The 19,587-nt window shown below is 69.8% G+C and carries 24 protein-coding genes; 11 read left to right on the top strand and 13 right to left on the bottom strand.

The window, feature by feature from the left end; all coding sequences use genetic code 11:
* Positions 1-11 precede the first annotated feature (11 nt).
* The 3 genes from ACQUS8_RS03495 to ACQUS8_RS03505 form a co-directional block, all read right to left on the bottom strand.
* Positions 12-857, bottom strand: coding sequence for a class 1 fructose-bisphosphatase (locus ACQUS8_RS03495; protein ID WP_435096984.1), 846 nt, complete (start codon positions 855-857; stop codon positions 12-14).
* Between the two features lie 102 nt (positions 858-959).
* The gene (locus ACQUS8_RS03500; protein WP_435096986.1) at positions 960-3,431 is read right to left on the bottom strand and encodes a heavy metal translocating P-type ATPase; all 2,472 of its coding nucleotides are present in this window, start codon (positions 3,429-3,431) and stop codon (positions 960-962) included.
* A complete protein-coding gene (locus ACQUS8_RS03505; RefSeq protein WP_435096988.1) occupies positions 3,428-4,204 on the bottom strand; it encodes a sulfite exporter TauE/SafE family protein in 777 nt (258 codons plus the stop codon). Before ACQUS8_RS03505 ends, ACQUS8_RS03500 begins: the two co-directional genes overlap by 4 nt.
* Positions 4,205-4,327: 123 nt before the next feature.
* Here ACQUS8_RS03505 and ACQUS8_RS03510 point away from each other — a divergent pair, with 123 nt between their 5' ends.
* The 5 genes from ACQUS8_RS03510 (at position 4,328) to ACQUS8_RS03530 (ending at position 6,937) form a co-directional block, all read left to right on the top strand.
* Entirely contained in the window at positions 4,328-4,912 is a 585-nt protein-coding gene (locus ACQUS8_RS03510) for a TIGR00730 family Rossman fold protein (RefSeq protein ID WP_435096990.1), read from the top strand.
* Between the two features lie 48 nt (positions 4,913-4,960).
* Complete coding sequence (locus tag ACQUS8_RS03515; RefSeq protein WP_435096992.1) at positions 4,961-5,272, top strand: DUF7111 family protein; 312 nt, start codon at positions 4,961-4,963, stop codon at positions 5,270-5,272.
* A 90-nt stretch (positions 5,273-5,362) separates the two neighbouring features.
* Positions 5,363-6,256, top strand: a complete 894-nt coding sequence (locus ACQUS8_RS03520; protein ID WP_435096994.1) for a dihydrodipicolinate synthase family protein — start codon at positions 5,363-5,365, stop codon at positions 6,254-6,256.
* Between the two features lie 65 nt (positions 6,257-6,321).
* Positions 6,322-6,498: a protein translocase SEC61 complex subunit gamma gene (locus ACQUS8_RS03525; protein ID WP_435096996.1), complete on the top strand. Its 177-nt coding sequence runs from the start codon at positions 6,322-6,324 to the stop codon at positions 6,496-6,498.
* Between the two features lies 1 nt (position 6,499).
* Positions 6,500-6,937 carry a transcription elongation factor Spt5 gene (locus ACQUS8_RS03530; RefSeq protein WP_435096998.1) on the top strand — a complete coding sequence of 146 codons (438 nt, stop codon included), beginning with the start codon at positions 6,500-6,502 and terminating at the stop codon, positions 6,935-6,937.
* A gap of 114 nt (positions 6,938-7,051) precedes the next feature.
* Here the strand turns inward: ACQUS8_RS03530 and ACQUS8_RS03535 are convergent, their stop codons facing one another.
* A complete protein-coding gene (locus ACQUS8_RS03535; protein ID WP_435097000.1) occupies positions 7,052-7,438 on the bottom strand; it encodes a BGTF surface domain-containing protein in 387 nt (128 codons plus the stop codon).
* A gap of 207 nt (positions 7,439-7,645) precedes the next feature.
* Between ACQUS8_RS03535 and ACQUS8_RS03540 the strand changes: the two genes are divergently transcribed.
* Positions 7,646-8,191 carry a GNAT family N-acetyltransferase gene (locus ACQUS8_RS03540; RefSeq protein ID WP_435097002.1) on the top strand — a complete coding sequence of 182 codons (546 nt, stop codon included), beginning with the start codon at positions 7,646-7,648 and terminating at the stop codon, positions 8,189-8,191.
* Between the two features lie 27 nt (positions 8,192-8,218).
* Here the strand turns inward: ACQUS8_RS03540 and ACQUS8_RS03545 are convergent, their stop codons facing one another.
* From ACQUS8_RS03545 to ACQUS8_RS03555, 3 genes are read right to left on the bottom strand one after another with little or no spacing between them, the layout of a single operon-like run.
* Positions 8,219-9,319 carry a zinc-binding dehydrogenase gene (locus ACQUS8_RS03545; protein ID WP_435097004.1) on the bottom strand — a complete coding sequence of 367 codons (1,101 nt, stop codon included), beginning with the start codon at positions 9,317-9,319 and terminating at the stop codon, positions 8,219-8,221.
* A 49-nt stretch (positions 9,320-9,368) separates the two neighbouring features.
* Positions 9,369-9,647 (bottom strand): hypothetical protein, encoded by a 279-nt coding sequence (locus tag ACQUS8_RS03550; protein WP_435097006.1) that lies wholly within the window; start codon positions 9,645-9,647, stop codon positions 9,369-9,371.
* Positions 9,648-9,689: 42 nt separating this feature from the next.
* The gene (locus tag ACQUS8_RS03555; RefSeq protein WP_435097008.1) at positions 9,690-10,010 is read right to left on the bottom strand and encodes a DUF7565 family protein; all 321 of its coding nucleotides are present in this window, start codon (positions 10,008-10,010) and stop codon (positions 9,690-9,692) included.
* A gap of 29 nt (positions 10,011-10,039) precedes the next feature.
* Between ACQUS8_RS03555 and ACQUS8_RS03560 the strand changes: the two genes are divergently transcribed.
* Positions 10,040-10,858, top strand: a complete 819-nt coding sequence (locus ACQUS8_RS03560; RefSeq protein ID WP_435097011.1) for a PHP-associated domain-containing protein — start codon at positions 10,040-10,042, stop codon at positions 10,856-10,858.
* Here the strand turns inward: ACQUS8_RS03560 and ACQUS8_RS03565 are convergent.
* From ACQUS8_RS03565 to ACQUS8_RS03575, 3 genes are all read right to left on the bottom strand, one after another.
* Positions 10,855-11,361 carry a metal-dependent hydrolase gene (locus tag ACQUS8_RS03565; RefSeq protein ID WP_435097014.1) on the bottom strand — a complete coding sequence of 169 codons (507 nt, stop codon included), beginning with the start codon at positions 11,359-11,361 and terminating at the stop codon, positions 10,855-10,857. The genes ACQUS8_RS03560 and ACQUS8_RS03565 overlap by 4 nt on opposite strands.
* Positions 11,358-11,873: a CinA family protein gene (locus ACQUS8_RS03570; RefSeq protein WP_435097017.1), complete on the bottom strand. Its 516-nt coding sequence runs from the start codon at positions 11,871-11,873 to the stop codon at positions 11,358-11,360. Before ACQUS8_RS03570 ends, ACQUS8_RS03565 begins: the two co-directional genes overlap by 4 nt.
* A 95-nt stretch (positions 11,874-11,968) precedes the next feature.
* Positions 11,969-12,328, bottom strand: coding sequence for a nuclear transport factor 2 family protein (locus ACQUS8_RS03575; protein ID WP_435097020.1), 360 nt, complete (start codon positions 12,326-12,328; stop codon positions 11,969-11,971).
* 126 nt (positions 12,329-12,454) lie between these two features.
* Here ACQUS8_RS03575 and ACQUS8_RS03580 point away from each other — a divergent pair, with 126 nt between their 5' ends.
* Entirely contained in the window at positions 12,455-13,951 is a 1,497-nt protein-coding gene (locus ACQUS8_RS03580; RefSeq protein WP_435097023.1) for a GAF domain-containing sensor histidine kinase, read from the top strand.
* A gap of 48 nt (positions 13,952-13,999) precedes the next feature.
* Here ACQUS8_RS03580 and ACQUS8_RS03585 read toward each other — a convergent pair whose 3' ends face one another.
* Entirely contained in the window at positions 14,000-14,746 is a 747-nt protein-coding gene (locus ACQUS8_RS03585) for a proteasome assembly chaperone family protein (protein ID WP_435097026.1), read from the bottom strand.
* A gap of 97 nt (positions 14,747-14,843) precedes the next feature.
* Here ACQUS8_RS03585 and ACQUS8_RS03590 point away from each other — a divergent pair, with 97 nt between their 5' ends.
* Both ACQUS8_RS03590 and ACQUS8_RS03595 read left to right on the top strand, forming a co-directional pair.
* Positions 14,844-15,752, top strand: coding sequence for an RsmB/NOP family class I SAM-dependent RNA methyltransferase (locus ACQUS8_RS03590; protein WP_435097029.1), 909 nt, complete (start codon positions 14,844-14,846; stop codon positions 15,750-15,752).
* On the top strand, positions 15,749-16,252 hold the full coding sequence (locus ACQUS8_RS03595; protein ID WP_435097032.1) for a DUF7122 family protein: 504 nt from the start codon (positions 15,749-15,751) through the stop codon (positions 16,250-16,252). Before ACQUS8_RS03590 ends, ACQUS8_RS03595 begins: the two co-directional genes overlap by 4 nt.
* Here ACQUS8_RS03595 and ACQUS8_RS03600 read toward each other — a convergent pair.
* Entirely contained in the window at positions 16,249-17,760 is a 1,512-nt protein-coding gene (locus ACQUS8_RS03600; RefSeq protein ID WP_435097035.1) for a DUF790 family protein, read from the bottom strand. The genes ACQUS8_RS03595 and ACQUS8_RS03600 overlap by 4 nt on opposite strands.
* A 44-nt stretch (positions 17,761-17,804) precedes the next feature.
* On the opposite strand from ACQUS8_RS03600, the gene ACQUS8_RS03605 reads away from it, so the two are divergent.
* Positions 17,805-18,164 (top strand): hypothetical protein, encoded by a 360-nt coding sequence (locus tag ACQUS8_RS03605; protein WP_435097038.1) that lies wholly within the window; start codon positions 17,805-17,807, stop codon positions 18,162-18,164.
* Between the two features lie 27 nt (positions 18,165-18,191).
* Here ACQUS8_RS03605 and ACQUS8_RS03610 read toward each other — a convergent pair whose 3' ends face one another.
* Positions 18,192-19,535, bottom strand: coding sequence for a DEAD/DEAH box helicase family protein (locus tag ACQUS8_RS03610; protein ID WP_435097041.1), 1,344 nt, complete (start codon positions 19,533-19,535; stop codon positions 18,192-18,194).
* Positions 19,536-19,587 lie beyond the last annotated feature (52 nt).

Genomic DNA, 19,587 nt, shown 5'->3' on the forward strand with positions numbered 1-19,587 from the left:
CGGCTGTCGTCTCAGGGGAGCGCGCGCTCGGCCTGCTGGATGAGTTCGTCGTTGCCGAGGAAGACAGGGGTGCGCTCGTGGAGGTCGGACGGCTCGACGTCGAGGACGGAGCGGCTGCCGTCGGTGGACGCGCCGCCGGCGCACTCGATGATGTAAGCCATCGGCGCGGCCTCGAACTGCGCGCGGAGTTTCCCCTCGGGGCGCTCGCGGAGGCCGGGGTAGGCGAAGACGCCCCCGTAGGTGAGCACTTGGTTGACGTCCGCGACCATCGCGCCGCCGTAGCGGAGTTTCAGGTCGTCCTCGACGTCGTCGGCGTAGTCGGCGAACGCCTCGGACCACTCGGGCGTCCGGCCGCCGAAGCCGTAGACGGTGGGGTCGCAGGGGAGTTCGACGCACTCGGGGTTCTCCCGACCCGACTCGGTGACAGCGTAGCGGGTCACGTCACCGTCGCGCGCGACGACCATCGTTGTGAGGGGCCCGTAGAGGACGTAGGCGGCGGCGACGAGGTCGTTACCGGGCGCGGGGAGGGGCGCGTCGTAGACGCCGACGATGGTACCCGTGGGGTTGTTCGCGGTGAGGTTCGAGGAGCCATCGAGGGGATCGACGGAGACGGAGAACGGGCCGTCCCCGACGTCCTGGACGGTCTCGGCTTCCTCGCTCGCGTACTCGCCGACGGCGTCGAGGCCGCCGAGGAAGCCCTGGAGGACGTCGTCGGCATGCAGGTCGGCGTGGAGTTGCTGGTCGCCGGACGCGTTCTGGCCGTCGGTCTTCTCGCGACGGCCCGCGAAGCCCGCTCGGACTTCGAGGGCGGCCGCGGCGAGCGCGTCGAGCACGTCGTCAACGTCGGGCGTCGCCATCACGACGTACTGGTCGTCGAACGGCCTTAACCCTTTCCGAACATCCGCCGATTTCTCGGAGTATACGCTCTCTATCGGCAAAATTCGAAACTACAGTCTGAGTTAATCGTCGCCGAGGCCGAAGGAGCGCGAGGAGTTCGCGACGACGAGGAGGCTGGAGGCAGCCATCGCGACGGCGGCGAGGAGTGGGTCGATGAAGCCGAGCGCCGCCGTCGGGAGCGTGAAGACGTTGTAGCCGAGCGCCCACCCGAAGTTCTGCCGGACACGCGAGCGCGTCGTCTCGGCGATACCGAACAACCGGCGGACGGAGCGCAGGCCGCCCTTCGTGACAGTGGCGTCCGCGGCCTCCGTCGCGAGTTCGGTGCCGGAGGCGAACGCCACACCCAGATCGGCGGCGGCGAGCGCGGGCGCGTCGTTCGTCCCGTCGCCCACCATCGCCACCGTCCCGTCGGCGCCGCGGAGGCGTTCGACGACGGCGGCTTTCGCCTGCGGGAGCACGCCCGCGAACACGTCGTCGACGTCGGGGTGCGCCTCGAATTCGGTAACCTCGGACTGGTCGTCGCCGGTGACGACGACGATTGTCCGACCCTCGGCGGCGAGCGCCTCGACCGTCTGCTCCCAGTCGGCGCGCGGCGTGTCGCGCGTCGCGAGCACGCCCTTCGCCTCGCCGTCCCAGCCGACGACGGTGGCGATGGCGCCCGCGTCCTGGACGTCGGCGACGGCGCGCGCGACCGACTCGGGGAGCGTCCAGTCCTCCGCGAAGAGGTCGGGGTGGCCGACGAGCACGCGCGTGCCGTCGAGGGTGCCCGAGGCGCCGCGGCGGTGTTCCTCGAAGTCCGTAACGCGCGGGACGTCTCCGTCGTCTGCCTCGCTCTCGTTGCGGTCCGTGGTCTCCATGTCGGCGACCGCGCCGCCGTCGGCGACGGCCTGCCCACTCGCGTCGCTCGCGTGTTCGTCGGCGCGCGCGACGATGGCGTCCGCGACGGGGTGGTTCGCATCGCGCTCGACGGCCGCCGCGTACCGAAGCACCTCGCGCTCATCGGTGTCAGGCGCGGCGACGTCCGTGACGCGCATCCGGCCCTCGGTGAGCGTCCCAGTCTTGTCGAAGGCGACGACGTCCACGTCCGCGAGCGACTCGACGGCGGAGGTGTTCGTGACGACGACGCCCTCGTCGGCGGCGCGACTCACGCCGGCGGCGACGGCGACGGGCGTCGCGAGGCCGAACGAGCACGGGCAGGAGACGACGAGGACGGAGACGCCGATGGTGACGGCTTCCCGGACGGGCGCGCCGAGCGCGAGCCATGCGCCGGCGACGACGACGGCGAGGCCGAGGACGAACGGCACGAAGAGCGCGGCGATGGTGTCCGCGAGGCGCTGGCTCCCCCCAGATCCGGACTGAACGTTCCAGAGCTGGGCGAGCAGGCGGTCGTAGGTGCTCTCGGCCTTCTCGCCAACGGAGACGACGAGGCGGCCGTCCGTGGCGATGGATCCGCCGATGACCGAATCACCTGGCTCCTTCGTCTCGGGGACGGACTCGCCGGTGACGAGCGCCTCGTCGACGGCGGCCTCGCCCTCGACGACGGTACCGTCGAGCGGAACGCGCTCGCCGCGCTTCACGACCGTCTCGTCGCCGGGCTCGAGGTCCGACACGTCGACCGTGTGGGCGCCCGACTCGTCGCGGACGAGCGCCTCGGTCACGCGGTCGAAGTCGAGGTCGCCGACGGAGCCGAGCGCGCGGCGCTTCACGCGGCGCTGGACGAAGTCGCCGAGCGTGACGACGGCGACGATGGCGACGGCGACGTCGAAGTAGATGACGATGCCGCCGGTCAGCACCTCGTACATCGAGTAGCCGTACGCGGCGAGCGCGCCGCCCGCGATGAGGACGTCCATGTTCGGCTTGCCCGCGCGCAGGCTGACGTACGCCGAGCGGAGGATGGGGTAGCCGACGAGGAAGACGACGAACGTCGAAATCAGGGGTATCGGCACGAACACCATCACGTGCGTCGCGGACTCCCGGAGGAACGACTCGGGGTAGATCCCGAGGTAGGACGGGTAGACGAACAGGACGTAGATCATCATCACCGCCATCGCACCCAGCAGGCCGAGGACGGTGCGGAGTTCGTCGCGGCCGAAGCGCTCCTCCTCGGCGGCGGCCGTCCCGACCTCCGGGGTGTTCGCGCGGTAACCGAGGCGGCTCACCGACTCCCCGACGGCCTCAGGGTCGGTTCGCTCGGGGTCGTAGGTGACCTTCAGCATCTCCGTCGTGTAGCTCGCCTCGACGTCGTAGACGCCGTCGGTGTCGCCCGCCGTCGACTCGAGGAACGCCTCGCAGGCCGTGCAGTGCATCCCGTCGACGGTGAGGAACGCTGTCTCAGCGTCGTCGCGGACCTCGACAGCCTCGGCGTCGCTGGCTTCGGCGTCGAGGTCGCGCGCCGACACCTCTTCGGGGTCGACGTCGCCGAGGGTGCGATACACTTCGAGACAGCCCTGACAGCAGAAGGACCCCTCAGTGTCGGGGTCGGTCAGGGGGTCGCCGCGTATCGGCAGCTCACAGAGGGTGCAGTCGTCGGTCATGGTCTGAGGGAGGGCGGGACGTAGTGGGGGACGCGAATCATCGGGACCGGCACGCCGAGGAGGCCGAGGCCGTGGAGGAGCGGGAGCAGGCCGAGGAGGACGAACGCGACGCCGAGGACGCGGTGGGCGGCCGCGCGGCGCGCCGCCGGCACCGACCCGAGGACGGTGCCGTAGAGGAAGAGCGTCGGAATCGTCCCGACACCGAGCGCCGCGAGGTTCAGCGCGCCCGCGAACGGCTCGCCCTGCCCGAGCGCGTAGACGAACGCCGGGTAGAGCAGCGGGCATGGGAGGAAGGCGTGTATCGCGCCGAGGAGCGCGATTTTCGGCCCGTTCGCGTAGTCGTCGACGCGCGCGGTTGCGACGCCGGCGACGCGCCCGAAGAGGCCGCCGACGCCGAGCGAGACGGGGACGAGCGCGCTGAGGCGGTCGCGCCCGAGGACGCGCGTGACGCCGACGCTCACGACGAGGAGGCCGACGAGGACACCGGCAACGCCGCGAACGACGTCGCCGACGCCGCCGAAGTCGGCGCCGGCGTAGAACGCCGCGCCGACCAATCCCAGGAGACCGCCGACGAGCGCGTAACTCGCGGTGCGCCCGAGGTTGAAGAGGGCGTGCTGGCGGAGTTCGAACCACGAGGGGCCCCGGCCGTCCGAGGGCATTCGCTCGGCGTACGTCGTCACGAGTGGGCCGCACATCCCGAGGCAGTGCGCGCCGCCGAGTAGTCCCACGACTGCGAAGAGCGCGAGTTCCGTGGGTGCGACGGCGGCGGGCATCGTGTTCGGGGCTAAGACGTTCGGGCCTAAACCCTCACCGGGTCAGCGTCGCCCCACCACGCCGTGGCGAGCCACCGTCGCGAGCCAGTGATATTTATTCACCGGACGCGCACAGTCGCGAGTATGGACACTCTCTGTGTCTACTGTGGGTCGAGCCCCGGTGACCGCCCCGAGTACGTCGAGGCCGCGACGGCGCTCGGCGAGGCGCTCGCGGCGCGCGACGTGACACTCGTCTACGGCGGCGGTCGCGTCGGGATGATGGGTGCCGTCGCGGACGCCGCGCTCGCCGCCGGCGGCGACGTCCACGGCGTGATTCCCGAGTCGCTCGAAGCGAAGGAGGTCGCACACTCCGGGCTCACCGAACTCAAGGTCGTGGAATCGATGCACGCCCGGAAGGCCCGGATGGCCGAGCTCGCGGACGGCTTCGTCGCGCTCCCGGGCGGGTTCGGCACGCTCGAGGAAATCGTCGAGGTGCTCACGTGGGCGCAACTCGGCTTCCACGGGAACCCGTGTGGCTTCCTGAACGTCGCGGGCTACTACGACGACCTCGCGGCCTTCTTCGACCACCAGACCGACGAGGGGTTCGTCGAGGCGAAACACCGCGAGATGGTGGTGTTCGCGGACGACATCGAGGAACTCCTCGCGGCCTACGAGTCCTACGACGCCCCGAGCATCAAGTCCGTCCTCTCGGACGCCGAGGAGACCTGAGGCGCGGGACCGACAGCGTCACTTACCGGGCGCGAGAACCGCCGGCGTATGACTGACGCCGCCGACGGCGACGCCGCCAGCGACGACCCCGACACCGCCGAAGCGAACGACGTCACTGCGCGCTACTACGAGACTGACGAGGAGCGCGTCCTCACGTTCGAGCGCGAGAACGGCGCGACGGCCGCCGTCGCGCAGAACGTCGAGGGGTACGCCATGCTGAAGGTCCGCCCGACCGCCGAGGGCGACGAACTCGAACGCTACTACGGCTTCGACATGGCGCTCGACCACGCCGCCGAACTCCTCGGTGTCTCCCCGAGTGACCTGCCCGTCCCCGAGCGGGCCGCCGACATGGGGATGTAGGACTGGACGGCGCTCGCGTGCCGCCTCAGCAGCCAGCGGTCGTCTCCCCCTCAGAAGACACTATACGCTCGCGCGGTGAACGCGTCGCTGATGTCTGAGACACACGTCCTCACGCCGCTCGTCACGCCGTTCGACGAGGCGGGCGACGTCGACTTCGACGCCCTCGACGCCATCATCGACTCCGTCCTCGAGGCGGGTCTCGACGGCGTCGTCCCCTGTGGCACCACCGGCGAGTTCGCGAGCATGACGCGCGCGGAGAACCACGCCGTCCTCGAACGCGTCCTCGCGCGCGTCGACGACGATACCACCGTGGTCGCCGGTGCGGGCGCGACGTCCGTCGCCGACACCGTCGACTCGCTCGAGTTCGCCGCGGACGTCGGCGCGGACGCCGGCCTCATCGTCGTCCCCTACTTCCACACCGCGAACGCACCCGACGGGAACGCGCGCTTCCTCCGGCGGGTCGCCGACGCCAGCCCGATCCCGCTCTACCTCTACAACATCCCGGCCTGCACGGGCAACGAAATCCCCGTCGACACGGTCGTCGAGCTCGCCGACCACGAGGACGTCGTCGGCCTGAAGGACTCCAGCGGCGACTTCGGCTACTTCACGGACGTCCTCGCCGCCGCGCCCGACGACTTCGAGGTCTACCAGGGCGTCGACGGCCAACTCGTCCCCGCGGGGCTGATGGGCGCGACTGGCGGCATCAACGCCCTCTCGAACGCGATTCCCGAGGTGTACGCCGCCGTCCGCAACGCCCTCGACGCCGGCGACGACGAGCGCGCACGCGAGCTCCAGCAGGAGGGGATCAAGCCGCTGTTCGCCCACTGCGCGGAGTACGGCTTCGCGCCCGCGACGAAGGCCGCGCTCCGCGCACGCGGCCGCCTCCCGACCGATACCGTCCGTCCGCCGCTCGTCGAACTCGATGCCGACGCCCGCGCAGACGTCGCGGACGCCGTCGACGCAGCGCTCTCGCTCGTCGGGTAATCAGCCGGGCCATTCCGTGAACGGCGGTGCGAAAGACAGAAAAGGAGCGCTGTCGAAGGAACGCTATGGACGTTCCCCTAGAGCTTTCAGCGTACATGCGGGTGCTGAAACTGGCCAGCACCCCGGGATGGGACGAGTTCTCCCAGATCGCCCTCATCGCGGGTGCCGGCATCCTCCTCATCGGCCTGATGGGATTCATCATCTTCCTCGTTATGGGCGTCGTTCCGGGAACGGGAGTCTAACATGAGCATTTACGCCGTCAAAACGACCGCGAGCCAGGAACAGACCGTCGCGAGCATGATTGCGAACCGCGAAGAGGACGAGATTCACGCCGTCCTCGCGCCGGACGCCCTCACCAGCTACGTCATGGTGGAGGCGGACAACGATGCCGTCATCTCGCGCGTGCTGGAGGAGATTCCGCACGCCCGTAGCATGGTGCCCGGCGAGTCCGGCATCAGCGAGGTCGAGCACTTCCTCAGCCCGAAACCCGACGTCGAGGGGATCGCGGAGGGGGACATCGTCGAGCTCATCGCCGGCCCGTTCAAGGGCGAGAAGGCGCAGGTCCAGCGCATCGACGAGGGCAAGGACCAGGTCACCGTCGAACTCTACGAGGCGACCGTCCCGATTCCGGTCACCGTTCGTGGCGACCAGATTCGGGTGCTCGATTCCGAAGAGCGCTAACGCGCGCTCCCCTACTGTCGAACGACGTGCCGTACGGCAGTTCGTCGATCACTCCTTTCCGAGTGATGCGACTGCCGACGAGCGGCAGTGCTCGGGAAAAGGAGCGGTGTGGCGTCAGGCGACGACGCCGTCGGCGGTGACGACGGACGATCCGTTGTGGCGGACGGCGACCTCGAACGTCGCGCCGCTGGGCGCGTCGGAGAAGTCGAGCGTCGCGTTGAACGCCCCGCCCTCGGTGACGTTCGTCGTCGTGCTCACGATGAAGGGCGACGAGCCACTCGAGGACTGCGCGCGGACGACGACTTCCGTGCCGGCCTCGAGCGTCGTCTCGCCGCTGATGACCTGCCCGCTCGCGGGCTGGACGGTGACGTTCTCACCCTCGTGTGCGATGTAGGGCGGCTCCGGGTGCGACTCGTCGCTCGGCGCGACGAGCCCCGAACAGCCGGCGGCGGCGACGAGTGCTGCCGCGAGGAGGGCGAGCGCGACCGGCCGCCACCTCATCGTTCACCTCCGGACGGGCGGACAGCTCGAACGGCGAGACGCGGTCGGCGTGTCGCTGGAGGGTCGGCGTGGAGGTGGGTAGGGACCATGCGTTTCAGCCTATCGTGTAGAGTCGAATAACCGTACGGTACGGTGAAACGCCGACTTCACCTCGGCGTGCCGACGGATGACGGAAAACCCATTGCGCCCCCACCCGGAGTCGGAGGTATGCCCGGCGCACGCGTGAAGTTCGGCGAGCGGGTGTCCCTGCGGACGGTGGAGCGCGAGGACGTCCCGTTCGTCCAGCGCGCGAACGCCGACCCGGCGATACGCCACCCGCTCGGGACGCGACTGAAGAACCGCGAGCAACTGGACGTCGACGAGGAGGACGGCCCCGATAAGTTCCTCGTCTGCCGCGAGGACCCGGAGCGCGCCGCACCCGAGGACGACGTCGAGGTGCGCCGCCTCGGCGAAGTCCACGTGGACGACGCCCACTACAAGCGCCCGCGTCTCGGCTACTGGCTGGTGCCGAGCGCGCAGGGCGAAGGCTACGGGCGTGAGGCGGTGGCGCTCGCGCTCGACTACGTCTTCCGGACGTACGACACGCCCACCGTTGGCGCGGGCGCGTTCGCCTACAACGAGGCCTCGCGCGGCCTCCTAGAGTCGCTCGGCTTCGAGGAGGAGGGCCGCCGGCGCGCGTTCATGTTCGTCGACGGCGCGCACCGCGACATGGTGGAGTACGGCCTCCTGCGCGAGGACTGGCGCGGACGCTGACCGAACCCCGGCCCGTCCCGCGACTGCTCAGTGCTCGTGCGGGATGAGCGAGGCGCGCGTAATCTCGCGCGCGTCCGACTTCTCGAGGGCAGTCTGGGCGTCCACGAGGTCGAACTCGGCGTCGATGAGGTCCGCGTAGGGGTATTTGTCGACGGTGCGCGCGAGGAAGTCGAGGCCCTGCTTGAGGTACCACGGGTCGTAGCGCATCGTCGGCGTCACCTGGATGTTCTTTCGCGTGAACAGCGCGGGGTCGACGTCGGCGGTCCGGCCCGGCGTGATGTTGCCGATTTCGAGGTAGCGTGCGCCGTCGCGCAGGAGGTGTGGGCCCTCCGCGAAGGCGTCGGGGACGCCGGCGACTTCGACACCGACGTCGGCGCCACGCCCGTCGGTGAGTTCGGCGACACGCTCGCCGCGCGCCTCGACGGTGTCGTACTCGCGGAAGTCGACGACGTGGTCGACGCCGAACTCGCGGGCGCGCTCGATGCGGTCGTCGACGCCCTCGACGAGAATCGTCTCCGCGCCGTACTCGTTCGCGACGGCGATGGCGTTCTGCCCGAGGCCGCCCCCGCCCTGAATCACGACGGTTTCGCCGTAGGAGAGGCCGACCTCGTCAAGGCCGAAGAGCACCTGCGTGAGCGCGCAGTTCGCGGCCGCCGCGACGCCGCCCGGGATGTTCTCGGGGACCTTGTAGAAGTGCTGCTCGGGGTGGATGTAGTAGTGCGTCGCGAACGTCCCGTGGAAGTGGGGCCACTCGTCGGGGTGTTTCAGCCAGTGCTGGAGGGCGTTCTCGCAGGAGCGGAAGTCGCCGCGCCCGCAGTAGTCGCACTTCCCGCAGGCGACGAAGTAGGTGGGCGCGACCAAATCGCCCTCCTCGATGGGTTCGCCGGCGTAGTCGGTCTCGACGCCCTCGCCGACGTCGGTGACGCGGCAGAGCGCCTCGTGGCCGAGCACCATCTGGTCGAGGACGGGGTGAATCCCCTTCCAGATGTGGAGTTCGGAGCCACACACGTTCGCCTGCTCGACTTCGGTGACGAGCGCGCCCGGTTCGGGGTCGGGCACCGAGTACTCGCGTATCTCGACGGACTGCTCCTCGCGGAGGTAGGCGAGACGACCCGTGGTTGACGTCATCGTGTGTGAGGACGACGCCCACGGACTATAGGCGTTCGCGTCCCGGACCTCAGTCGATGTAGCCGAAGGCGTCCTCGCCGAACTCCACGCTCGCGTACTCGCGGCCGCGCTCGGTGAGCCGGTAGTACTCCGTGTCCTCGAGCGTCTCGACCATGTCCCGATCGGCGAGCAGTTCGAGCGCACCCTCGACGTCCGCGAGTCCCACTGTCTCATCGAGGAGGCTGTCGATGTTCGCAGCGATACCGCCGGGAGAAACACCGAGCGCCGTCTGTGCGAGTACGCGCAGCACGGCGTCGACGTCGTCCGTCCGCCACTCGTCGTCGGTCATACTCGTCGCGTGTGTCGGCGTCGGGAAAAACCGTCCGGCCGCTCAGGCGTCCGCGGCGTCGTCCGCCCCGGCGTCGAGGTCGAGGCGCTCGCGGACCGCCGCGACGTCGACGGCGTCCTCGACGTCCGCCTTCACGTCCTCGCGGACGCGGATGTCGTCAGAGTCGGCGTCGTAGGCGCGGACGTAGTCGGCGCGGGTGTGCGCGTCGAAGAAGTGCGCGATGGCGAAGAACCCCTCGGGGACGACGGTGTTGCAGACGCGACACTCGTGGCGGCCGTGCTCGGTGACCTGGTGCGCGAGCAGGTCCGTCACGTCGCCGTAGACCGCCGAACAGTCGCCGATTGCGCACTCCCAGCCGGGCATACACCCCGATACCGCGAGCGCGGGGATAAATGTTGTCCGAGAGCGGCGCGGGAAACTACAATCCTAAAACCCCGCCGCGCGTAGCCGAGGCCGTGACGGAGACTCGGGTCGACCCCCACGTGAAGATACTGGACGCGGACGTCGTCGAGCGCGCGAAGGCGCGCGGCATCGACGTCCTCGTGTACGCGCCGCACTTCGTGCGCCTCCCCGAGATCCGCGAGCGCGCCGAGGCGTTCAGCGACGACGAGCTGCTCGTCGTCCCCGCCCGCGAGGTGTTCACCGGGCCGTGGCAGACCCGCAAGCACGTCCTCGCGCTCGGCCTCTCGGAGCCGGTGCCGGACTTCATCACGCTCGAGGGCGCGTTCGAGGAGTTCGAGCGACAGGACGCGACGGTGCTTGCACCCCACCCGGAGTTCGCGACGGTGAGCCTCGGCGCGAGCGAGTTCGAGCGCTACGGCGACCAACTCGCCGGCGGCGAAGTTTACAACCCGAAACACCTCCCGTGGCAGAACGAGCGGGCCCGCGCGGTCGTCGAGGCCTTCGACCTGCCGCCGTTCGGGTCGAGTTACGCCCACCGGCACGCGACGGTCGGCGAGGTGTGGACGACGTTCGAGCGCGACATCGAGACCGAGGCCGACCTCATCGCGGCGCTCGAGGAGGGCACGCCCCGACGCGTTGAACACCGGACCGGGTGGAAGCACACCCTCCGCTGTCGCCTCGAAACGCTCGACTTGCTCTACGAGAACACCTACAAGAAGATGGACAGAATCCTGCTCTCCGGGATGGAGCCGACCCATCCGCGCCACATCGCCTACGAGGGTCGGTTCGACGACGTTCGCGTCTATTAGCCCGTCAGTGCCTGCAGGCCCTGGACCTTCGAGGCGAAGTCGACGTTCGGGACGACGCCCGGCAGGAAGTGGATGAGGGCGTAGATGACGACGAGTTCGACTATCGTGATGATGACCGTGATGGCGGTGGCGTACTGCGAGGACGTCGTGACGCCGACCGGCGTGCCGAACTCCTTGTCCCAGAGCGGGTAGAACAGCGCGATGCCGCGCTTCGACCCGAGGACGTCGAGCACGAAGTGCGTCACGACGCCGATCCACACGAACATCAGGTTGTCGAAGTAGAGGGTGTAGCCGTAGAGAATCCCGACGACGAAGAGGTTGTGCAGGGTCTTGCGGTGTTTGCCGAACTCGGTGTCGATGTCGGGGAACATCGCGCCGAGCACCACCGGCACGAGGACGGCGGCGGTGGTGACGAGCGTCTGCATGCTCCCCTCGGGGTGGAGGACGAACCCGAGTCCGGCGCCGAGGAGGAGGCCGTTCAGGATGTGGTCCTTCTTGTTCATTCGCGGGCCTCCATCGCGGCGAGCGCGTCCGTGAGCGCCTGTCGGGCGATCTGCTCCTTGATTTCCGTCCGCGTGCCGTCGAAGACGTAGCGCTCGACGGTGGTGTAGGTGTCGTCGGCGCCCCATTCGCCGGCGTGCGCGACGCCGATGTAAACGGTGCCGACGGGTTTCGTCTCGCTACCGCCAGTCGGGCCCGCGATGCCCGTCGTGGAGACGCCCCACGTCGTGCCCGCCTCGTCGCGGACGGCGCGCGCCATCTCGCGGGCGACCGGCTCGCTCACCGCGCCGTGCGAGTCGAGGGCCTCGCGGGAGACGCCGGTGTCGAGTTTCGCGTCGTAGGTGTAGGTGACGTAGGTCCGGTCGAAGTAGTCCGAGGACCCCGGAACGTCGGTGATGAGCGACCCGACGAGGCCGCCCGTGCACGATTCTGTCGTGGCGATGGTGTCGCCGGATTCGCGGAGCGCGTCGCCGATGCGCTCCTCGACCGGCGGGTCGTCGGCGAACTCTCGCATACCGCGAGGTAGCACCGGGGGTGGTATTGCGCTTGTGGGTGCGGCGGACAGCGTCACGCGCACGTCGGACGCGACCGCCGCCGACAGTCCGACCCTCAGACCGTGTCGCGGTCGGTGTAGCTGTGCCGGTAGACGATGAAGCCCTCGTCGTCGAACTCGTGGAAGTCCGCGAAGCCGAAGGAGACGCGCTCGCCGTCCTGCACGCCCTCGAAGGAGCCACGGACGGCGACGGTGTCCCCCTCCGCGACGACGGCGTGGAGCGTGTGCTCGCCCTCCGAGAGCGGACGACCCGTCTCGTAGAACGCCCGGAGCTCGGAGAGCCCCTCGATGGGGGGTTGTCCGGGGCGCTCGTAGACGACGTTCGGGCTGAACAGCCCGACCAGTCCCTCGTAGTCCTCGTCGTCCACGAGGTCGTAGTAGCGTCGCGCCGCGTCTGGGTCCGCGTTGCCGACCATACGTTTCGTGGGCGGCGTCGGGTACGTAAGCGGTTCGGCCCGGCCGGGGGGCGGCGCCGGGGGAGTCGACCCGCCGTACGCAACGTTATAACTGCGTACGACCTAGGACTCTCAAGACTCGAACGCGTGAGCCACTCAACCACCACTCCAGCACTGGACCTCTTCGACGGCCTGTTCGTCGGCTTCGACGACTCGCTCGCCGCCGTGGAGTGGAACCGCTCCCTCCGGGAGTCGCTGGCTTACGACGACGCGTCCCTCGCGGGACTGACGCCGGCGGAGCTGTTCGCCGACGCGGACGCCGCCGACGTCCGGGCAGCTCTGGACGGCGCACCCGACACCGGCGAGACGACGCTGGACGCCTCGCTCGTCACCGCGGCCGGCGAGCGGATTCCGTGTCACGTCACCGTCGCCGCGCTTCCCGAGGGGAGCGCGGCGGGGGCCGTGGCGTGCGTCTGCCAGCCGAACGCCGAGGACGCACATCGAGCGTTGCGCGAGCGCGAACGCGTCCTCCGGCGCATCTACGAGATAACGTCTGACCGCGAGCGGACGTTCGAGGAGCAAGTGTCGGCCGTCCTCGACCTCGCTCGCGAGCAACTCGACGTCGCGTACGGCACGCTCTCGAAAATCGAGGGCGAGGAGTACACCTTCGAGGTGGTCAGCAGCGCGGACGACCGCGTCACGGAGGGGATGGTCGTCCCGCTCTCCGCGACGAACTGCGAGGTGGCCGCCACGACGGAGCGGACGCTCGTCCTCGGCGACGTCGCGCGGGACGCCCCGGAGCAGACGGACCGCGCGGGCTACACGGACATGGGCATCGCGTGCTACCTCGGCGCGCCCGTCTTCGTGGACGAGGGCGTCTACGGGACGCTCTGCTTCTACGACACCGAACCGCGCGACGGCCAGTTCAGCGAGTGGGAGGTCACGCTCGTAGACCTGCTGAGTCGCTGGGTGAGTTACGAGGTCGAGCGCCGGCAGATGAACGAGCGCCTCCAGCGCCGTAACGAGCGACTGGACCGCTTCGCCTCCATCGTCTCGCACGACCTCCGCAACCCGCTGAACATCATCGTGGGGACGCTGGAGTTGGCGGAGGAGACCGGTGACGCCGAGCACTTCGAGCGAGCGTGGGACACCATCGACCGGATGGACGAACTCATCGACGACCTGCTGACGCTCGCGCGCTCCGGAACGGTCATCGGCGATCCAGAGCCCGTCGCCCTCCGGGCCGTCGCGTCGGCCGCGTGGAAACACGTCGAGACGGACGCGGCGACGCTCAGCGTCGAGACGGAGGCGACGGTGCTGGCGGACGCCTCACGGCTCCAGCAGGTGCTGGAGAACCTCTTTCGGAACGCCGTGGAGCACGGCGGACCGACCGTGACTGTCCGCGTCGGCGACTGCGAGGGCGGCTTCTACGTCGCCGACGACGGCGTAGGGATTCCCGCGGACGAGCACGGGCAGGTGTTCGAGGACGGCTACTCGACGCTGGCCGAGGGCACCGGGTTTGGGCTCGCCATCGCCGCCGAAATCGCCGACGCGCACGGCTGGACGGTGTCCGTCACGGAGGGTGAGGGGGGCGGCGCGCGCTTCGAGTTCGCCGGCGTGGAGCGTGCACAGCGTGCGGACTGAGAGGAGACGGGGAGCCGCGCACGTCACGCCGGCGGGCGTGTCAGGCGCTCACTCGAACATTCGCATCGGCTTGGCCTGACTGGACTCCTCCTCGCTGGCCTGCTGCATCCGCTGGGCGAGCTGTTCTTTCTGCTCACGGATTTCTTCGGCCTGCTCGACGAGGGTGTCGGTGTCGACAGTGATGTCCGCGATCGGCTCGATACCCTTGTCGATGAGCTGCTTGGAGGCGGCGGGGTCGGGGAACTGCGGATCGGACTCGACGACGAGGCCGACGCCGTCGAGTTCGTTGACCTCGGCGCGGTTGACGAGCGCGCCCGTGGGGCCGCCGACAACGCCCTGCTCGGGCGGCGTCTCGACGTCGTGCTCGGTGAGGAAGTCCGAACCGTCGCCGGTGGCCACGCCGAACACCTCGGGGACGTGGCTGGGGTCCTCGTTCTGCGTGGGGAAGCCGCTGAGGTAGAGCGGGGTCGCGCCGACGTCCATCACCCAGTCGGTGACGCAGTCGGCGAACTCGGCGGCGGCGACGCGGTTCACGGGGATGTCCGCCTGGAGCGCGAGCAGGTCACGCTCCTCGTCGGCGTAGAGGCGGACGGGGGGACGCGCGGTGTAGTCGTCTTCGTCGTAGACGGCGACCTCGGGGAGGCCTTCGCAGTCGACGCTGGCGACGAGCTCCATGTCGTACTGGTCGACGATGTGGTCGGTCGCGATCTTTCCGACGAGACCGACGCCCGGCAACCCCTCGACGAGCACCGGGTCGTCCAGGTCGAACTCGGCTCGTTCTCTGACGCGTGCCATGCGTGTGGCGTCTCGCGGGCGCTGTATAAAGCCGGGGGCGGCCGGTCACGCTCGAACGCAACCCACAAGCGGGCGGGAGCCGACACGGTAGACGAGAATGGACGCGCTCGAACGCTACGAGCCGATAATCGACGACTACGACGCCTTCTTGGCGGCCTGCGAGCGCCCGCTCCCCTCGGTGGTCCGGGTGAACGAAATCAAGGCCGACCCGGAGCGCGCCGTTGCGGCCCTCGAAGCCGAGGACGTCACCGTGACGCGCCGCGAGTGGAACGACACCGTGCTCGAGGTGGACACGGGCAAGCCCGGGAACACGTGGCCGTACTTCCACGGCTGGATTCACGGCCAGGAGGAGGTCTCCGCGGTGCCCGCCGTCGCGCTCGACCCGAGCCCGGGCGACGCCGTCTGGGACACTTGCGCCGCGCCGGGGTCGAAGACGACGCAGCTCGCCGACCGCCTCGACGACGAGGGGCTGCTCGTCGCGAACGACGACAACCTCGGGCGCCTCTCCGCGCTCCGCTCGAACGCCGAGCGCCTCGGCGCGACCTGCGTCGCCGTGACGAACGAGGACGCCCGGCGCTTCACCACCGAGGGCTTCGGCATCGAGGCGTTCGACGCCGTCCTCGCCGACGTCCCCTGTACCTGCGAGGGCACCATCCGGAAGAACGCGGACGCCCTCGACGACGTCGGCCGCGAGGCCAGCCTGAACATCGCCGCCCTGCAGGAGGACATCCTCCGGCGCGCCATCGAGTTGACGCGCGACGGCGGCACCGTCGTCTACTCGACGTGCACGTTCGCCCCCGAGGAGAACGAAGCCGTCGTCGACGCCGTCCTCGAAGACGAACCCGTCGATATCGTCGAGTTCGACGTCGGCCTCGACTCCTCGCCCGGCCTCACCGAGTGGGACGGCGAGACCTACGACGAGTCGCTGTCGGTGGCCAAGCGCTTCTACCCCCACCAGAACGATACTGGCGGATTTTTCTGCGCGAAACTGGAGGTGGCGCGATGAGCGAGAACGTCAGCCACCGCTTCGAGCGCCTGCCTGCGACCGAGGCGGAGAAGGACGTCGAGGGCCGGCCCACCCGCGAGGCCGTCCTCGACTACTGGGAGGACCGCTTCGGCGTCCCGCGGGACGTCTTCGACGACTACACGTTCTGGGAGAAGGGCGCGGGCAAAGTTTGGGTGTCCGCGAGCGACGTGCCGGACGGCCTCGAAGTCGAGTCGCTCGGCATCACGTTCCTCCGGACGCGCCAGGAGCACTGGAAGCCGACGACGAACGCCGCCCAGCGCTTCGGCCGCCACGCTACCGACTGCGTCGTCACCCTCTCGCGCGAGGAAGCCGAGCGCTTCGTCGCCGGCGAGGACCAGGAACTCGAGTGGGACGGCGACTGGGGCTACCTCATCGCCGCCCACGAGGTCGAGGGCGAACGTGAACCACTCGGCGTCGGCCTCTACCTCCACGGCGAACTCCGCTCGATGATTCCGAAGGGCCGCCAGCGCGACCTTTAATTCTTCTCGCGGAGGACGCCGCCGCCGAGCCCCTCCCACTCGACGCGATAGCCGAGCCGGGCGAGCACCGCGCTCGTCTCCGAGAGGCCGCGTTCGTCGAGCGCGTCCTCGGCCTCACCGAGCGCCATCCCCGTTTCGAGGTCGTCGGCGAGCGCGTCCAGCACGGCGGGCCGGACGAGCGTGCGCCCGACGCGCTCGTGCTCGGGGAACGCCCGGTCTTCGAGGGCGTCGACGGCCACGCCGTGCGCCTCGGCGAGGGCGCCGAGCGTCACCGCGTCCGCGTCAGGGGCGAGTTCATCGGGGAGGTCGTCGCTCGCGTCGGCGAGCAACTCGGTCTCGAACTCGCGGAGGACGTCCACGACGTCCTTCACGCGCACCGACCCCGAGTAGGGGATGGCGCGGTGGTCGCGGGCCGCGACGTCCTCGCTCACGCCCAAGGACTCGTCGATGGCGACGAGCAGTTCGACGTCCGTCGCCTCCAACTGGGCGAGTTTCTTCTCGACGTACTCGGGCGTCCAGAAACCCATAATTTCGAAATACACGCGGAAGTCGGCGTAGCGGTAGTCGAAGGCGAAGTCCGGCACCATCAGGTAGTCGCCGGCGTCGAGCAGGTCGGGTTCGCGCACGAGGTCCCAGTCGAGGTCGAGCGACGCGAAGCGGGTGGCGAACTCGCGCTCGACGTCGCTGTCGTAGGACACCTCCGCGACCGGGTCGGCGTCCGGGACGCGCAGCGGGTCCGAATCGGAGAGCACCATCGTCCGCTCGGTGCCCCGGTCGTCGATGGTCGCCTCGAGCCGCCAGTCGGCGCGCCCGACGACGGAGCGGAGGACGCGCGCGAAGCGCGTGCCATACCTCCTAGTTCGCTTGAAGAGCGCGTCCGGTCCCGTCAGGACGACTTCGCGGCCCGCGCCGTCCTCGACTTCGTGGACTTCGTAGAGGAGGCCGAGGCGCTTGATGGCGAGGACGAGTGAGCGCGGGTCGTCGGTGCGGACGCGGACCTCGGTGGCGTCGAAGAGCGCGGTCTGCGCGAGCGAGAGGTTGTACTGCGCGAGGAGGTCCGCAGGCGCCCACCGCGGGTCGAACTCCGTGAGCACCGCCCGGGAGTCCCGGTCGGCGTGGAGGCTCGTCGCCACGTCCTCGGGCGTCGCGTCGAGGCGGTCGCCCGCCGCCGCGAGCGCCGCCTCGCGTTCGTCGTCGGTGACGACGCCGACGTCCTCGGCGGCCGCGAAGGCGACGCGGCGCGCGGTCGCGGGGTCGACGGCCGCCCGAACCTCGAAGTCGGCGTCGCGCTCCGCGAGTTTCGCGAACCCCCGCACGAGCTTGAAGTCGGGCGCGTCGCGTTCGAGGTCGGTGAGCGCCGCCTCGACCTGTCGGCGTTCGTCGCCGACGCCGTCGCGGTAGGCCGCGAGGACCCGGCGTGCGACGTCGCGGTCGGCGTCGCCGCTCGCGAACTGGGGGCGGTAGCCGCCGCCCGCGCGCGACACCCGCAGGAGGTCCTTCGTGAGCACGAATCCGGGTTGGCGACCGGCGGATAAAAGGTGCGGGGAAGCGCATGGCCACCATGGACCGCCGGACGCTCCTCCGCAGGACGGGGGCGCTCTCGCTCGCCGCGCTCGCTGGGTGTACCGGGTCGGGGGGCGGCCAGTCGCCGCTCCTCGTCGCGAGCGAGGACTTCCGCTTCGCCGACGACGGGTCGCTCGTCGTCTCCGCCACCGTCTCGAACGTCAGCAACGCCCGCCACGGCGCGACGCTCGTCTTCGCGCCCGAGATCAACGGCGAGACGCGCGAACGCCGCGTCGAGGTCGAACTCGCCACCCACGAGACGCGCGTCGTCGAGACGACCTACGCGGACGTCAGCGAGAGCGACGTGCGCAGCGTCCAGATGCACGCCTACCTCGAAGACGTCCGGTAGAGCGGTCAGCGCCACCGATGACGTCGCCTAGCGCCGACGGTTTGCGACGCGTTCTTCCGCCGTGTCAGCGCTCACGAGTTCGTAGAGCGTCGCGCGCGAGCCGTCGTCCTTCGGTCGGAGGACGCGCCCGAGGCGTTGAGTGAACTCCCGCTCGCTCCCCGAGCCCGCGAAGACGACGGCGACGTTCGCGTCCGGGACGTCCACGCCCTCGTCGAGGACGTTCGCCGTCACCACCCGCGAATAGGTGCCGTCGCGGAACTTTCGCAGGATTTCGCGGCGCTCCGCCGCGCCCGTCTCGTGCGTGATGGGCGGCATCAGGAAGCGCTCGGAGAGTCGGTAGACGAGGTCCGTCGAGGCGGTGAAGACGATGACGCGGTCCTCGCGATGCGTGTCGAGCAGGCGCTCGAGTTCTGCGACCTTCGCGTCCGACTCCTGGACGATGGTGCGCGCGCGCTGCTTGGCGAGGAGCGCCTCCCGCGCCCGCGGGTCGTTCCCGGAGCGCTTCACGAGCTCCTGGTAGTCGCTCCCCGAGGTGAACGTGATGTTCGCCTGCCGGAGGTAGTCCGTGAAGGTGCTCTGGGCCTCCTCGTAGCGCTCGCGTTCCGCGGGCGTCAGGGGGACTTCGAGCCTGCGGACGTCGTAGGCGGCGAGGTGCTCGCCCGCCAGGTCGTCCACGTCGAGGCGATAGACGACGTCGCCGACGAGGTCCTCCAGAACCTCGTGGGCGCCGTCCGGGCGCTCGAACGTCGCGGTGAGGCCGAGGCGCGCGGGCGCGGCGAGGAGGCGCGCGATGTCCCGGTAGCCCTCGCCGCCGAGGTGGTGCACCTCGTCGAAGACGACGAGGCCGAAGTGGGCCCCGAGTTCGTCCGCGCGCAGATAGGCGGAGTCGTAGGTGGCGACCGTCACGTCGCCGAGTTCCTGTTCGCCGCCGCCGAGTTGCCCGACGTCGCAGTCGAACTCGCGCTCGAGCTCCTCGCGCCACTGGTTCAGGAGGTCGATGGTGGGGACGACGACGAGCGCCGTCTCACCGACCGCTTCGATGGCCTTCAGCGCGAGGACGGTCTTGCCCGCCCCAGTGGGGAGTTCGACGACGCCGCGCTCGTCGTTCGCCGCCCACGCGTCGAGCGCCTCGCGCTGGTAGTCCCGCAGGTCGTAGGTGGAGGCGACGTCGAGGCGCTCCCACTCGGGCACGGCGTCCTCGACGGTGGTGCCGAGCGTCCGCAGGTGTGCGCGCAGCGGGCCGTACCGGTAGCCGGGGACGCGGCCCGACTCCGTCCGGTCGTCCCGCTCGACGTACGGGAGGCGCCCGTAGACGTCGGCGTCGCCGCCGACCCGCACCGTGCCGTCCTCGTAGTCGAGCGTGACGGTCATGGCTCGACGTAGGTCGCGGGGGGATAAATCGTCGTTCCTCTCGGGCGACGGC

Origin of the sequence: Halarchaeum sp. P4, assembly GCF_051195175.1 — an archaeon.
Lineage (GTDB): Archaea > Halobacteriota > Halobacteria > Halobacteriales > Halobacteriaceae > Halarchaeum.